This window comes from Caulobacter sp. Root343 (assembly GCF_001425745.1).
In the GTDB taxonomy this organism is placed as follows: Bacteria; Pseudomonadota; Alphaproteobacteria; order Caulobacterales; family Caulobacteraceae; genus Caulobacter.
Genome location: NZ_LMDF01000006.1, coordinates 1 through 14,969, shown reverse-complemented (window position 1 = coordinate 14,969; position 14,969 = coordinate 1). Strand labels below are relative to the sequence as shown.

Below are 14,969 nucleotides of genomic sequence, written 5' to 3'. Positions count from 1 at the left end.
GGCGGACCGGCCGCAGGAGTTCGTCCGTTCCGAGCCGAGACGGCCTGGACGGTTAAACAGGAGCTACTTCAGGTACTTGCGGCCCGACCGGCGGCCGCTAGAGCGTCAAGCTAGTCGGTCGGCGGCCTGGATCAGGCCGCGGATATAGCCGTATGCGAAGGCGAAGCTCTCGCCGCGCGCCTCGGGGTGGCCGGGAACTTCCGGCACGTGGTCGGGCATCAGCATGCCGTCGTAACCGACTTCCTTGTAGACCTTGATGGCCTCGACGAAGTCGACGTCGCCCTCGTCCGGGAACACCTCGGCGAAGTTGTCGCGATGGCCCCTGATGTTGCGGAAGTGGACGTTGAAGATCTTCTTCCTGTTCCCGAAGTAGCGGATCACGTCGAAGATCTCCTTGCCGGGATCACGCAGGTCTTCCGACACCGTGCCCTGGCAGAAGTTGAGCCCGTGATACGGGTTTTCCTTGATGGTGATGAACCGCTTGAGGCCGTCGACCGTGCCCAATACGCGGTCGATCCCCTGGTAGCCGCTGGGCGGCACGCCCGGGTCCTGCGGGTGGCAGGCGATGCGGACCTTGTACTCCTGGGCGACCGGCGCGACCCGCTCGAGGAAATAGGTGATCCGCTCCCAGAACCGGTCGGCGTCGACCACCCCGGCCCGGGTCAGCGGGGTGGCGGGCTTGGCCTCGGCCAGGTTCCAGGCCGCGTATTCGGAGTCGCCGCGTCCCTTGACCTTGCCGCTGCGCAGCACGCCCAGGATGCTCATATTGTACTTCACGGCCGGGATGCCGGCGGCGGCGCAGTTGCGGATCAAGGTCTGGAAGGCCTCGATGTCGCGGTCGCGCTGCGGGTCCTGGGCCAGCATGATCGCCGGGTTCTTCTCGCGATCGATGTGCGACGAGGTCAGCAGCACGCTATCGACCATGTCGACGCTGACGCCGTGCCGGTCGCCCATGTCCTTCAGGGCCTTCAGCTCGTCGACGGTCGGATAGATCCGGCTCGGATCGGCGATCTTGGCGCTGCTGCTGCAGTTGCGGACGCCGTAGCGGGCGAAGAAGGCGAAGTGCTCGTCGGTGGCCGGCGGGCTCTGGCAGCCCAGCTTGAACTTGGCGGGTCCGCCCCTGGCGCCGGCGGCCTTTGGCTTCGGCGCCGCGTCCGCCACGGTCGACGCCGCGCCCGATCCCGCGCCCAATGCGACCGCGCCCAGACCGGTGGCCGACAGAAATCTTCTGCGATCCATAGTCTCACTCCCGCTTTTTATCTGGTCCAGGCCAGTTGTTTTATTAGTGAAGACTAGGCGCCAGGTTCGATTTCAAACCAATGCTAAGGCCGTATCGACACATGCCGGGCGCGCATTGGTGAGTTGAGCGACCACACAAGAAGACGGCGCGTCCTGGGGGAGGACGCGCCGTGAGTTCCCACACGTTTCGAGGAACGAACTAGAACTTCTTGCGCAGGCCGAACTTGTAGGTGCGGCCCAGCGGATCGCCGGTGAACGGGTCGTAGCCCAGGTCGAGGCGGGCGTAGGACGGGTCCTTGTCGAACACGTTGGTGATCGCCAGGGTCGCGGTGGTGTCCCAGGGCAGGAAGACGCGATAGGCCAGGTTGGTCAGGATCTGCGCGTCGATCTTCTTGCCGGCGGCGACCGTCACACCCGCGCCCGTGGTGTCCTTGTAGGCGTTGGCCGCGAACGGGGCGGTGCGCTGGTCGGTGTAGGACCCGATGTAGTTGACCGAGACCCGCAGGTTATGCGGCCCCATGTTCCACTCGACGAAGACGTCGCCCTTCCACTTGGGGATCGGCACGACCGTGGTCTGGTAGTTCAGCAGACCCACGGCGTCGAATGGCTTCTCGACCGTGATCCCTTCCACCTGGGTGGCGCCGACGCTGTATTTGCGGATGTAGGTGGCGTTGCCGCCGATGGCGACGTCGCCGCCCAGCACGTTCCTGAACCGGTAATCGGCCGAGAAGTCGAGGCCCGAGTTCTTCACCGGCGCGCCGTTGATGTAGTTGGTGCGCAGGCGGGCGATACTGGTCGTCGGCGTCCCGCAGGCGCCGTTGAAGGTGAAGCGCGCGACCAGGCCCGCATAGGCCGGATCGGCGCAGTTGTTGGAACCGGCCGCCCCATTCGGATAGAGCGCCGAGACCATGCCGGCCACCGGCTCGGCCACGATTGGGTTTTTGAAGTCGAAGGCGAAGTAGTCGACGCTGGCCTTGAAGTCGCCGGCGTTGAACAGCAGGCCGAAATTATAGGTCTTGGCCTTTTCCGGCTTCAGGTTCGGGTTGCCAAAGATGTCCACGGCCCGGAACACGCCCAGGATGCCTTGCAGCGAGGTGATCGAGGTCGTTGTGGTCAGCGGATCAGGCGGCCCGCGGAAGGTCGAACCGGCCGACGCGCGGACCGCCATCCACTTGGTCGCTTGCCAGCGCAACGAGGCCTTGGGGTTGAAGGTCGAACCGACCGCGCCGCCGTACTTCTCGTAGCGGGCGGCGAGCTGGGCCTGGAAGTCCTCGGTGATCGGCACTGACAGCTCGCCGAACCCGGCCATCACGTCGCTCTGGTTATCGGCCTCGTTGCCGACTCCCAGGAACATGAACGGGCCGTTGCGTTGCGAGCCGGTGCAGGTGGTCACGCCGAAGTCCGGAGTGTTCACGCACGGATTGATCGCGGCGTTGCTGATGTCGTTGTAGTCGGCCTTGAAATAGGTGCGGCGATACTGGACGCCCGCGGCCCAGGCCACGTCGCCGCCCGGCAGGGTGATGCTGGTCTTGCCGTTCAGCACCGCCTCGCCGACGAACAGGCGCGAGGACTGCTTGGTCGACAGCTTCTTGAAGAACCAGTCGACCAGGTCCTTGTTGTTGGCCAGGGCCGAGTTGTAGGCCGGGTTGGCCACGCCAGTGATCGCGTTGCTGGGGATCGCGCTGGCGAAGGGGTTGTAATACATGCACTGCCCGACACCCGGCGTGCCCTGGACACCAGGGGTGGTCGGGTTGCTGTCGCACAGCGGTCCGCCCAGGCCCTGCAGCGCCAGGGCGAAGCGGTTGACCAGGGTGTCGTAGCCGGTGCGCACGCCCACTTCCTGCGAATAGGTCAGGGCGACGTCCCAGCCGATGCCATTCTCGAATTCACCGGATAGGTCAGCCGAGACGCGGAAGGCGTCGAACGAGCGCGAGCCGATCGAGGGGCCGTAGCCGAACTTCGGATTGCCGCCGAGGGCGAACGGCCGGTTGGCGGCGTTGATGGCGCCGAAGGCGAAGATCGAGCTGGGTACGGTCGAGGTGGCGCCGGTGACCAGGCTGGTCAGTTGCACCGTCGGATTGGCCGCCATGAAGGCGATCAGGCCGGGGTTGGTGGACGGCACGATGTAGCGCCCTGCGATGGGCGAGGCTTCCGCGGTCGGCACCGCCAGGGCGGCGTAGGACGGCGAGGTGTTCCAGTCGGGCACGTCGGTGTGCGAGTACAGCAGCTCGGCGTGGAACTTGGTCTTGGCGGACAGATCCGCGTTGGCCTCGGCATAGGCCTGCACGGCGTTCGACTTTTCGACCAGGTTGTCGAACGGGGTGTAGTGCCAGTAGCAGACCGGGGTCAGACCGCTGAAGCCGGGGAAGCCGCCCAGGCCCGCGCAAGCCGGATCGCGCATGCCGCTGGTGGTGCTGGCCAGCGGGATGAAGGTCGAGGGGTTGCCAGCCGCCGACCAGCCGGCTTCCGGATTGCTCAGATAGGGCTTGTTGGCCCAGTCACGGTCGGCGACCGACAGCTTGGAGCGATGCTGCCAGCCGATGCTGGCCAGGACGTTGCCGTTGTCCCACACCTTGCCCGCCGTGAGGCTGAGGCCGTAGTCGCCCTTCGACCCATCGACGATCCGGTAGTCGGCGGCCGCCTCCAGGCCCTGGAAGTTCTTCTTGGTGATGAAGTTGACCACGCCGGCGATGGCGTCCGAGCCATAGGTCGCCGCGGCGCCGTCCTTCAGCACCTCAAGCCGGCCGATGGCGGCGGCGGGAATGATGTTGGTGTCGACGATGCCCGCGCCGGCCTGGCCGAACGGGTTGATCGCCATGCGGCGGCCGTTCAGCAGCACCAGGGTGCGCTGCGAACCCAGGCCGCGCAGGTTGACCGAGCCCGAGCCTTCCGAGCCCTGGGCGCGGCTATCGAACTGGTTGGTGTCGCCCAGCACGCCGCTGGACACCGACAGCGCCTTCAGCAGTTCGACGGTGGAAGGCGAGCCGCGCTTTTGCAGCTCCTCGGCGCCGATCACGTCGACCGGCAGGGCGGCGTCCTCGGGCGTACCCTTGATGAACGAGCCGGTGACGACGACTTCCTCGACCTCGACCGGGGCGTCGTTGTTGGATTTCTGCTGCGCCTGGGCGGCGGTCGCGCCCGCTAGTCCTCCGCCGAGCGCGATGGCCAGCGCGAGGCGCGAGCCTCCGCGCAGGAAGCTGGTTCGTGTCATGGTTTTCCCTCCCTCGATTATTCTTTGACTGGCCGCTCGTCTTCGCGAGGCCAGAGGACGTTCAACTTGGCGGCGGTCTCCCGAACGGCGCGCGGCCTCGGACGCGCGCGGCTAAGCCGGCACGCCGCGAGGAGCGTTCGTTTTCGAAACTTGGTGATGCGCCGTCTAGAGCCGACAAGCCGTGGTCCCCTTGGGCCGGATGCTTGAAAAGCCACGCATACTCCTCTGGTTTCGCAACCAGAGCGGATGCCGATCAATGAAGTCGAACATCTGTTTCGATGATGCGGTATGTTTTACAGCGCCGTCAACTGCCGCAAGGAAAGAGCAACACGCCCCGCGTCATCCCGCCGCACCATGGAAAGGTATGGTTCCCGCGACGCCGGAGGACTCGGGCGCCGCAACATAAGCTTCGCTAAAGCGTCGGCTGGGGGGTTTTCCTTCGGCCTATGCGCGCCTAAGTGGGAAAACATTGGTCGCCAAGCCCCGCCAGCGGGCCAACAATAACTGGGTTAGAAACTTCATGCGTCTCGCCAAGACCGGCGCTCCCCCGCGTCCAGGCCGGCCCGTTGGCTCGTCCCGCGTCCTGCTCGTCTCGGCCGCCGTGCTGACCGGCGCGGGCCTGTCGGCCTGCACCACCCCAGCGCGCCAGGTTGATGCGCGTCTGCCTGCCGCCTACGAGGCGCCGCGTGGGACGCCGCTGCCGTCCCAGGCCCTGGACCAATGGTGGGCCGCCTTCAACGATCCGGTCCTGAATGACCTGGTCACGACCGCCCTGGCCCAGGCCCCCGACGCCCGCCTGGCGGCCGCCCGGCTGGAGGAGGCCCGCGCGGTGCGCCAGGGCCAGATCCGCCAGATCTACATCCCGCAGACGCCGCTCGTGGGCTCGGCCAAGCGCACCGACACCGACATCATCGACCAGAGCGGCACCGGCGGCTTCACCCAGGGCGGGGTCAGCAAGACCTATTCGGCCAATTTCGACGTCTCCTGGGAGCTCGATCTGATCGGCCGCCGGGGCGCCGCCCGCCGGGTGGTCGACAATGACCTGGCCGCCGCCCGCTTCGCCTATGAAGGCGCCCGCGCGGCCCTGGCCGCCAATGTCGCCCAGTCGTATTTCGAGGCGCGCGGCTACGCCGTCCAGCTGCAGGACGCCCGCGAAAACGCCCGCATCGCCAAGTCGCTGTACGATGTCTCGGCCGAGAAGGGCCGCCGCGGCCTGTCGGCGACGTCCGAGGGCGACCGCACCGCCGCCGACCTCGCCCAGGCCGAGGCGCAGGTCGCCGCCCTGGAAGGCCAGCTGCAGGCCTCGCGCCGCAGCCTGCTGATCCTGGTCGGCAAGGGCGTGGACCCGCTGGCCAGCCTGCCGGTCGAGCCGGTCCTGGCCAAGGCCCCGCCGGTCCCGGCCGCCGCCCCCGCCGAGCTGCTGGCGCGCCGTCCCGACGTCCGCGAGGCCGCCGCCCGCCTGGCCTCGGCCTCGGGCAGCCTGAACATCAGCGAACTGGCCCTGTTTCCGACCCTGACCCTGACGCCGGGCGTCGGGATCTCCAAGTCGATCACCCCCAGCTTCCTCAGCCCCGGCTCCACGGCCTCGACGACCAGCTCGGCCTGGACCCTGGGGGCGAACCTGTCGATCCCGGTGCTGAACATCCCCAAGCTGATGTCCGACATCAAGGCCGACAACGCGCGGGTCGAGCAGGCCGCCGTCACTTATGAGAAGACCGTCCAGACGGCGTTCGGCGAGGTCGAGGGCGCGCTGGTCCAGCAGGACGCCGACGAACGCCGCGTCACCTTGCTGACCGCCGGCGAGCGCCGCGCCGCCGTCGCCTACGAGGCCAGCCGCAAGGGCTACGCCATGGGCCTGACCGACCTGACCACGGCCCTGCAGGCCGAACAGTCCTGGCGCTCGGCCCGCGCCGCCCTGACCGGGGCCCAGACCCAGGCGCTGCAACGCGCCGTCCAGACCTACAAGGCCCTCGGCGGCGGCTGGTCGCCGCAAGCCGTCCCCCCCCAAGCCTCTTCTGGCAAGGCTTCCGCCCAATGAGACCCGCCCCGATGACGACCCGTTCCATGATCGCCACCGCCCTGGTCTGCTCCGCTATCGGGCTCACCGCTTGCGGCAAGAAGCCCGACGAGACCGCCAAGAAGCCGGCCAGCGCGGCCGCCCAGGCCCGCACGGTCAGCGTCGGCAGCGTCGAGACCCGCCCGCTGGGCGGCGGGATCGAGGCCTCGGGCCTTCTGGTCTCGCGCGAGGAGGCCGCCGTCGGCTCGGAGCTGACGGGCTATCGCGTCGCCCGCCTCTATGCCGACGAAGGCGACTGGGTGCGCGCCGGCCAGCCTCTGGCCCAGCTGGACGACACCCTGCTGCGCGCCCAGGTCGACCAGCAGGCGGCCGTCACCGCTCAGGCCCAGGCCGAGGCCGCCCGCGTCTCCGGCCTCGACGGCCAGGGCATCCTCAGCCAAGAGCAGATCGAGACCCGCCGCTACCAGGCCAAGGCTCAGGAAGCCGCGCTGAAGGAGCTACGCACCCGCGTCTCGCGGATGACCATCACCTCGCCGGTCAGCGGCCGGGTGCTCCAGCGCGGCGTCCAGCCCGGCCAGATCGCCGGCGGCGGTACGACCCCGTGGTTCACCATCGCCCGCGATGGCCTGGTCGAGCTGGACGCCGAGGTCAACGAGGCCGACCTGGCCGGGATCCGCGCCGGCCAACCGGCCCAGGTGTCCCTGCCCGGCGGCCAGTCGATCTCCGGCGTGGTGCGCCTGGTCAGCCCGCGCGTCGACAGCGCCAACCGCCTGGGCAAGGTGCGCGTGCGCCTGCCCGTGCGTCCCGACCTGCGCCCCGGCGGCTTTGGCCGCGCCAATTTCGGCGCGTCCACCGCGCCGGTGACCGCCATCCCGGAATCGGCCATCCGCTACGAGGCCGATGGCCTTTATGTGATGACGGTCGACAGCAATAATCGCGCCCACCAGGCCGCCGTGAAGATCGGCCAGAAGGGCGGCGGCTGGGCTCAGCTGATCCAGGGCCCGCCCGCCGGGACGCGCATCGTCCTGGGCGGCGCATCGTTCATCACCGACGGCGACGTCATTCGCCCGGCCCAGCAACAGGCCGCCCGCTGATGATTAGCGAACAGAAGCCTGACGGCCACAAGACCGCCGAGCTGAAAGTCTCGGCCTGGGCGATCCGCAACCCGATCCCGGTCGCGGTGCTGTTCATCGCCCTGATGATCGCGGGCATCGGCTGCTACATGGCCCTGCCGATCAAGCAGTTCCCGAACGTCGAGTTCCCCGCCGTCACCGTGACGGTCACCCAGAGCGGGGCCGCGCCCGGCGAGATGGAGACCCAGGTCACCCGCCCGATCGAGGACGCGGTCGCCAGCATCTCCAACGTCAAGACCATCCGCTCGTCGGTGGTCCAGGGCGCCTCGACCACGACGATCGAGTTCAACCTCGGCGAGGACCTGCAGAAGGTCACCGACGAGGTCCGCTCCAAGGTCGACCAGACCCGTTCGCTGCTGCCGCGCGAGGTGGACGAGCCGATCGTCCAGCGGCTGGAGATCACCAGCGCGCCGATCATCACCTACGCCGTCTCGGCCCCGAACATGAGCTCGACCGAGTTGTCGTGGTTCATCGACGACAGCGTCACCCGCGCCCTGCAGGGCGAGAAGGGCGTGGCCCAGGTGGCGCGCGTGGGCGGCGTCGATCGCGAGATCAACGTCATCATCGACCCGGACCGCATGGCCTCGTTCGGCGTCACCGCCCCGCAGCTGAACACGGCCCTGGCCAGCTTCAGCGTCGACGCCCCCGGCGGCCGCGCCAATGTCGGCGGCCGCGAGCAGACCCTGCGCGTGCTGGGCGCGGCCACCACGGTCGAGCAGCTGCGCCAGATCACCATCCCGGTGGCCGGCGGCCGCTACGTCAAGCTGACCGACGTGGCCCAGGTCGGCCAGGGCGCCGAGGAGCAGCGCGGCTTCGCCCGTCTCGACGGCAAGCCCGTGGTCGCCTTCCAGGTGATGAAGACCCGCGATTCCAGCGATGTCGCCGTCGAAGACCGCGTCAAGGCCGCCGTCGACAAGCTGGCCGAGAAGCAGGGCGGCGTCACCTTCGTGAAGATCTTCTCGACCGTCGACGAGACCCGCGCCAGCTTCGCGGCCACCGAGCACACCCTGCTGGAAGGCATGCTGCTGGCCTCGCTGGTGGTGTTCCTGTTCCTGCGCGAGTGGCGCGCCACCCTGATCACCGCCATCGCCATGCCGGTGTCGCTGGTGCCCACCTTCGCCTTCATGGCGATCATGGGCTTCTCGCTGAACGTCGTGACCCTGCTGGCCCTGACCCTGGTCATCGGCATCCTGGTCGACGACGCCGTGGTCGAGATCGAGAACATCGAAAAGCGCGTCGCCCGGGGCCAGAGGCCCTTCCAGGCGGCGATCGAGGGGGCCGACGCCATCGGCCTGGCCGTCGTGGCCACCACCTTCACCATCGTCGCGGTGTTCGTGCCGGTGTCCTACATGCCCGGCACGCCCGGCCAGTTCTTCAAGGAATTCGGCCTGACGGTCGCCGTGGCGGTGCTGTTCTCGCTGGTGGTCGCCCGCCTTCTGACGCCGCTGCTGGCCGCCTATTTCCTCAAGCCGGCCAAGAACCCGCATCCGCGCAAGGACTTCAAGGGCTTCTACCGCAATGTCCTGGACTGGTCGCTGGACCACCGGATCCTGGCCTGCATCATCGGCGGCCTGATCTTCGTCGGCTCGATCATGCTGGCCGGCTTCCTGCCCACCGCGTTCCAGCCGGCGGCCAACAACAACTACTACTATCTGAAGGTCCAGGGCCCGCCCGGCGCGACCACGGCCGACATGGAACGCACGGTCCAGTCGGTGACCACCATGTTCCGCAAGCGCCCGGAAGTGGCCCACGTCTTCGCCCAGGTCGGTTCGAACATCGGCAGCGGCTGGGGCGGCCAGAGCGGAGCCGACATCCGCGACGCCACCATCACCATCGTGCTGAACGGCGACCGCGACCAGACCGTCACCGAGATCAAGCAGGCGGTCCGCAACGGCCTGCACGACATCCCCGACGCCCGCGTCAACCTGCTGGGCGACTGGGGCACCTCCGAGGTCCAGACCATCCTGATCTCCGAGGACGGCCCGCTGCTGGAGCGCACGGCCGCCCAGATCGAGCGCGAAATGCAGAAGCTCGACACCGTCGCCGACCCGCGCCCTTCCTCGCCGCCCAGCGGTCCGGAGATCCTGATCCGGCCCAAGGCCGACGAGGCCGCCCGGCTGGGCGTCAACTCGGCCGACATCGCCGCCATCGCCCGCGTCGCCACGGTGGGCGACATCGACGCCAACGTCGCCAAGATGACCCAGGGTGAGCGGCGGATCCCGATCCGCGTGCGCCTGCCGGCCGACAGCCGCCGAGACCTCGAGGCCCTGGGCGCCCTGCGCGTACCCACCGCCAGCGGCGGTACAACGCGATTGGATAGTGTGGCCGACCTGTCGTTCCAGGCTGGCCCGGCCAAGATCGACCGCTTCGCCCGCAAGCGGCAGGTGACCATCGAGGCCGATCTCAACAACGGGGCCCAGCTGGGCCAGGCGATGACCGACGTCGGCAACCTGCCCACCATGAAGAAGCTGCCCGCCGGCGTCGGTCCGGCCACGGCCGGCGACCAGGAGGCGTTCGTCGAGCTGTTCACCGGCTTCGCCGTGGCCCTGCTGTCGGCCGTGGGCCTCGTGTTCGGCGTGCTGATCCTGCTGTTCCGCAGCTTCTTCAAGCCGATCACCATCCTGTCGGCCCTGCCCCTGGCGATCGGCGGCGCGTTCTTCGCCCTGCTGATCACCGGCCAGTCCCTGTCGATGCCGTCGCTGATCGGCTTCCTGATGCTGATGGGCCTGGCCGCCAAGAACTCGATCCTGCTGGTCGAGTACGCCATCGAGCAGGAGCGCGCGGGCATGGGCCAGCGCGAGGCCATCGTCGACGCCTGCCACGAACGGGCCCGGCCGATCGTCATGACCACCCTGGCGATGATGGCCGGCATGCTGCCCACGGCGCTGGGCATCGGCACCGGCTCGGAGTTCCGCCAGCCGATGGCCGTGGCGGTGATCGGCGGCCTGATCACCTCGACGGTGCTGTCGCTGGTGCTGGTGCCGGTGGTCTATGAGATCGTCGACGACATCGAGCGCTGGCTGGCCCCGAAGCTCGCCCGGATGACCACGCCGCGCGAGGCCCAGGGCGAGGCGATCCCGGCCGATCGGCTTTAGGCGCAGGCCGTGATCGTCAGGACCTTCCACCCCGGCGACGAAGACGCCGTCGTCGGGGTGATCCTGCCGATCCAGCGCGAGGAGTTCGGCTTTCCGATCACCGCCGCCGACCAGCCGGACCTGGCGGCGATCCCCGCCTGGTACCAGACCGGCGCCGGCCAATTCTGGCTGGCCGAGCTGGAGGGCGAGGCGGTCGGCACCATCGCCCTCAAGGACATCGGCGGCGGGGCGGTCGCCCTGCGCAAGATGTTCGTCAAGCCGAGCGCGCGCGGACCGGTCGGCGCGGCTCAGGCCCTGCTGGACACGGCCCTCGCCCATGCCCGAAATCGCGGCGTGAAGACGGTGTGGCTGGGCACCACCGACCGCTTCCAGGCCGCCCACCGGTTCTACGAGAAGAACGGCTTCGCGAGGGTCGAGGCCGACGACCTGCCGGCGGCGTTCCCGCGCATGGCGGTGGACACGCGGTTCTACCGGCTGAGGCTGTAAATCCTCCCCTAATCCCGCTTCGGCGCGTAGCTCAGCCGGCACACGGTCCAGCCGTCTTCCCGCGCCATCTCGAACTTGCCGCCCAACTGCTGGGCCATGGCGCGAACGATGCGCAGGCCCAAGCTCTTGGACGTCGCCGGATCGAAGCCCGGCGGCGGGCCGGCGCCGTCGTTGCCGACGGTCAACACATGCGCCAGACCCGACTGATCCAGGGTCACCCGCACCTCGCCCTCCCCGGCCTCGCCAAAGCCATGCTCCAGAGCGTTGTTGAAGCTCTCCAGCATGACCAGGGTCACCGGGGTGGCCTGGTCGGGGTGCAGGGGCTGCTCGCCGCCCTCGATGGTCAGGCGCACCCGCGCCCCGGCCGCCGCGGCGGCGCTGGCCAGCAGGGCCTCGGCGAAGGCGCGGAACGGGACGGGCTCGCCGGTGCGGTTGTGCAGCTCGCGCTGGATGCGGGCGATGACCTCGATCCGCTCGCCGGCCTGGGACAGGGCTTGGCGGGCGCGGGCGTCGACGACCCCTTGGCCCTGCAGGCGCAACAGGGCGCCGGCGACCTGCAGATTGTTGCTCACCCGATGGTGCAGCTCGCGGTACAGCAGGTCGCGGCTCTCGGCCAGATCACGATAGCGCTCGCGCTCGTCCTCCAGGTCGTCCAGCGCCGTACGCATGCCGTCGATGAAGAAGATCTCCACACCGGCCACGAGCACGTAGAAGGCCAGGGCCACGGCCATCGACAGGTCGAACTTGAAGGTGTGGACCGGCGGGATGAAGAACCACCAGGCCGCCACGCCACACAGCGCCGCGCAGACCACGCCGGCCCGTAGCCCGCCGTAATAGGTCGCCACCAGGATGGCCGGGAAGAAGGTCACATAGGGAAACCCCGGCGGGAACACCGACGTCAGGGCGAACCGCAGCAGCACCGCGCCGGCCGCCAGGGCCACGGCCAGGCCGTAGCGGACGACGAGATTTCCCCTGATCCTGCGTCGCAAATCCAAGCGCTGACTCCCGTCCCTCCGTCGGTGCTGGGCCTTTCGGCCCAAGCCGTCAAGCCGGCGGTCAACAGAGTGGGGACGGCGAAGGTTCAAGGGGGTTTCGGATTGAGTAGCAGTGGGTCTTGCCTGATAGTGGATGCAACTTCTGCGGGGGCGGTCGATGCGATACCTGTTCGTGGCCTGCGTGGCCGGGGCGCTGAGCCTCACGGCGACGGCTGGCCAGGCGAGAACCGGCGCGGACGTCGCGCCTCAACTTGTCTCCCAGGCCTGGCGCCCGAGCGCCGCGTCAGAAAGCCGGTGGGGTCTGACCCAGGACGACTGGCTTAAGCGTCCGTCAAAGGACCTGATCGCGAAGGCCAAGCGCTCGCGTCATTGGCGGACCGTGCAAGCCGACGCCGACGCCGGCGACACGGACGCCGCCGCGCTGATGGCGTTCGACCTCGGCAATGCGGGCTCCCTGGGTCTCGCCGCCGGCTACGCCAAGACGGCCGCCGCCGGAGGAAATCCTCGCGGCCTGAGCTACTATGGCCTCGCCCTCGCCCAAGGCGTCGGCGTCACGGCCAACCCCGCCGAAGCCGAGTCGCTGCTGGTCCGCTCCCGGGACCTGGGCAACCTCTACGCCCTGGTCCCGCTCGGGCTGCTGTATTTCGGCAAGGGTCCACGCTTCCACGAAGCTTCGGCCGCGCTCTACAAGCAGGCCGCCGACGCCGACGTGCCGGACGGACTTGGCGGCTATGCCTGGTTCGTGGAGACCGGCTCGGGGGGCGTCGCCAAGGATCCGGACCTGGCGATCGAGCTGTACGAGAAGGCGGGCGAACGCGGTCTTCCCGCGTATTTCACCAAGGCCGGCTACATCCTGATGCGGGGCGACCTCGGCAGTGCCGATCCCTCGCGCGCGGCGGAATTCTTCCAACGCGGGGCCGCCGAAGGCGATGCGAAGGCCATGGCGGAATATACGAACTGCCTCATCAATGGCTATGGCCTGGACAAAGACCCCGCCGAGGCGATGGTCTGGGCGGCGAAATCAGCCGCCGCCGGCAATCGGGAGGGGAAATACCTCTACGGAACGCTGCTACTGGGCAAGCCCTCCACATCCGAGGACCTGGCGCTTGGCCGCCAGCTGCTCCAGGAAGCCGCCGACGCCGGACACCGCGACGCGGCCTTCGATACGGCGCTCATGGCCTATCAAGGCAGCAGCGGCGCGACCCAGAACGATGGGGTGGCGGTAAAATACTTCATGATGGCGTCGAAGGCTGGAAACGTGACCTCGGCGTTCAATGTCGGCGTATTGCTTGAGTCCCGGCTACACGATCGCGAAGGCGCCAGGACCTGGTTCCAAAAGGCCAAGGATCTCGGCTATGCGAAGGCCGATGCCGAGCTCGTTCGCCTGGCCGCCGAGGATAAGGAAACGGCCCGCCTGGCCAGTCTTCCGGCCCGAGCCACGACGGCCGCGGCGCCTTCCCGCGCCGCGTCAGCAACGCCGGCCCGCGGCCAGGCTCTGGTGGACGCGAACGGCGCCCCGACCGCGGCGGGCATCCTGAGGACGGTGACGGCGCTCGCGGCGCGGGGCGACGGGCTGCGGCAGACCAGCATCCCCGGCGAGATCGTCTCCAGCATACCGTTCTTCGGCGACACCCTCCGTATGCAGCGCGGTGTCAGCGACGTCAGCTGCCGCAGGAAAGCCAAGGGTGTCTATCGGTGCAGCTATGTCTCGACCGTCGAGACCTTGCCGGTCGAAGGCAACTCCCTGGCGGCGTTCGCGGGTCTGCTGACCGTGGGCTTCTCGCAAAGCATGGGAACCAACGTCACGCGGGCCAGCCGCACCTACGACTTCATCCGCACGGGCTCAGGGTGGTCCTCGCCGCAGCTGGACGCCGTGTTCCGCCAAGATGACGCGGCGAGGGCGCAAGCAAGAACCAGCGCCCGCCGGGATCCGGATACGTCCTTGCAGGACAATATCAAGCGCCAAAACGAGACCACCGAGGTCATCAATAACCTCAGGGAAGCCTGGGATACGAAATACTAGCGCGGAACCGGCTTCGCGCCCCTTGTTCGAACCACGCCATCGCCTGCTTTCAGGCGATGAGGGCTTCGATTTCGGGTCGATGTGTCTTCGCCAGACCCCACAGATAGCGGGTGATCGCCTCGTCGCTTCGGTCGATCCAGCGATCGAGGTTCGTCGTTCGGAACGGGTCGCGCCACGCCTCCATCCCCGACTGGTAATTGCCCAAGACGTCTTTCGGCGCGGCCACGTGCTCAAGGGCTTGCAGCATCGCCCGCTGTCGGTCGACGGGCGTGGCTTCGAAGTATGTGCGGACACCGGAGCGGCCGCTCTGGGCGAACCACAGGAGCCCCTCGACCAGCAGAAACAACGGTTGCGGAAGACCGTAAGTCATGTGCTGGGGCCGGAAACACCTCCGACGCGCAGATCATCGACGAGAGCCAGGTCAGGCCATCGTATTCGGCGGCGTCAAATATGCGGTCGAGATAGACGGGCGCGACCCTGATCATGGTCGTCAGCATAGCCCTTCGGGCGACTCGGCCAAGCCCGTCGGAAGGCATGGCTCAAAAAGCAAAAGGCCCCGGAGTTTCCTCCGGGGCCTTCGCATTTCTCAGCCGAAGCTAGATCGTTCGAGGATTACTCGACGATCTTGGCCACGACGCCGGCGCCGACGGTGCGGCCGCCTTCACGGATGGCGAAGCGCAGCTTCTCTTCCATGGCGATCGGGGTGATCAGCTCGACGTCCAGCTCGGCGTTGTCGCCCGGAGCCAGCCTGCCGACGACCGATCCCGGCT

Annotated in this window: 8 protein-coding genes and 2 pseudogenes; 5 read left to right on the top strand and 5 right to left on the bottom strand. The window is 68.3% G+C overall.

The annotated features are described in order from the left end of the window. Window positions 1–105 precede the first annotated feature (105 nt). Complete coding sequence (locus ASC70_RS07860; protein WP_156396159.1) at window positions 106–1,239, bottom strand: mannonate dehydratase; 1,134 nt, start codon at window positions 1,237–1,239, stop codon at window positions 106–108. A 199-nt stretch (window positions 1,240–1,438) separates the two neighbouring features. Beyond that, window positions 1,439–4,854, bottom strand: a pseudogene (locus ASC70_RS07855) (TonB-dependent receptor). 116 nt (window positions 4,855–4,970) lie between these two features. Here ASC70_RS07855 and ASC70_RS07850 point away from each other — a divergent pair. From ASC70_RS07850 to ASC70_RS07835, 4 genes are read left to right on the top strand one after another with little or no spacing between them, the layout of a single operon-like run. Next, on the top strand, window positions 4,971–6,488 hold the full coding sequence (locus ASC70_RS07850; protein WP_056050519.1) for a TolC family protein: 1,518 nt from the start codon (window positions 4,971–4,973) through the stop codon (window positions 6,486–6,488). Then, the gene (locus ASC70_RS07845) at window positions 6,485–7,561 is read left to right on the top strand and encodes an efflux RND transporter periplasmic adaptor subunit (protein ID WP_056048545.1); all 1,077 of its coding nucleotides are present in this window, start codon (window positions 6,485–6,487) and stop codon (window positions 7,559–7,561) included. Before ASC70_RS07850 ends, ASC70_RS07845 begins: the two co-directional genes overlap by 4 nt. Further along, a complete protein-coding gene (locus ASC70_RS07840) occupies window positions 7,561–10,695 on the top strand; it encodes an efflux RND transporter permease subunit (RefSeq protein ID WP_156396158.1) in 3,135 nt (1,044 codons plus the stop codon). Before ASC70_RS07845 ends, ASC70_RS07840 begins: the two co-directional genes overlap by 1 nt. 9 nt (window positions 10,696–10,704) lie before the next feature. Beyond that, on the top strand, window positions 10,705–11,181 hold the full coding sequence (locus ASC70_RS07835; protein WP_056048542.1) for a GNAT family N-acetyltransferase: 477 nt from the start codon (window positions 10,705–10,707) through the stop codon (window positions 11,179–11,181). An 8-nt stretch (window positions 11,182–11,189) separates the two neighbouring features. On the opposite strand, the gene ASC70_RS07830 is transcribed toward ASC70_RS07835, so the two are convergent. Continuing rightward, a complete protein-coding gene (locus tag ASC70_RS07830) occupies window positions 11,190–12,176 on the bottom strand; it encodes a sensor histidine kinase (RefSeq protein WP_056048539.1) in 987 nt (328 codons plus the stop codon). Window positions 12,177–12,333: 157 nt separating this feature from the next. Between ASC70_RS07830 and ASC70_RS07825 the strand changes: the two genes are divergently transcribed. Then, window positions 12,334–14,199 (top strand): tetratricopeptide repeat protein, encoded by a 1,866-nt coding sequence (locus ASC70_RS07825; RefSeq protein WP_056048536.1) that lies wholly within the window; start codon window positions 12,334–12,336, stop codon window positions 14,197–14,199. A 49-nt stretch (window positions 14,200–14,248) separates the two neighbouring features. Here the strand turns inward: ASC70_RS07825 and ASC70_RS07820 are convergent, their stop codons facing one another. Beyond that, window positions 14,249–14,545: a hypothetical protein gene (locus ASC70_RS07820; protein ID WP_156396157.1), complete on the bottom strand. Its 297-nt coding sequence runs from the start codon at window positions 14,543–14,545 to the stop codon at window positions 14,249–14,251. Between the two features lie 266 nt (window positions 14,546–14,811). Further along, window positions 14,812–14,969 (bottom strand): annotated as a pseudogene (gene tuf, locus ASC70_RS24425) (elongation factor Tu); the annotation flags it as partial.

Excerpts from the sequence above, each read along its gene's own strand:
- ASC70_RS07825 (WP_056048536.1), top strand. The coding sequence starts at position 12,334 with ATGCGATACCTGTTCGTGGCCTGCGTGGCCGGGGCGCTGAGCCTCACG.
- ASC70_RS07840 (WP_156396158.1), top strand. The coding sequence starts at position 7,561 with ATGATTAGCGAACAGAAGCCTGACGGCCACAAGACCGCCGAGCTGAAA.
- ASC70_RS07860 (WP_156396159.1), bottom strand. The coding sequence starts at position 1,239 with ATGGATCGCAGAAGATTTCTGTCGGCCACCGGTCTGGGCGCGGTCGCA.
- ASC70_RS07845 (WP_056048545.1), top strand. The coding sequence starts at position 6,485 with ATGAGACCCGCCCCGATGACGACCCGTTCCATGATCGCCACCGCCCTG.
- ASC70_RS07850 (WP_056050519.1), top strand. The coding sequence starts at position 4,971 with ATGCGTCTCGCCAAGACCGGCGCTCCCCCGCGTCCAGGCCGGCCCGTT.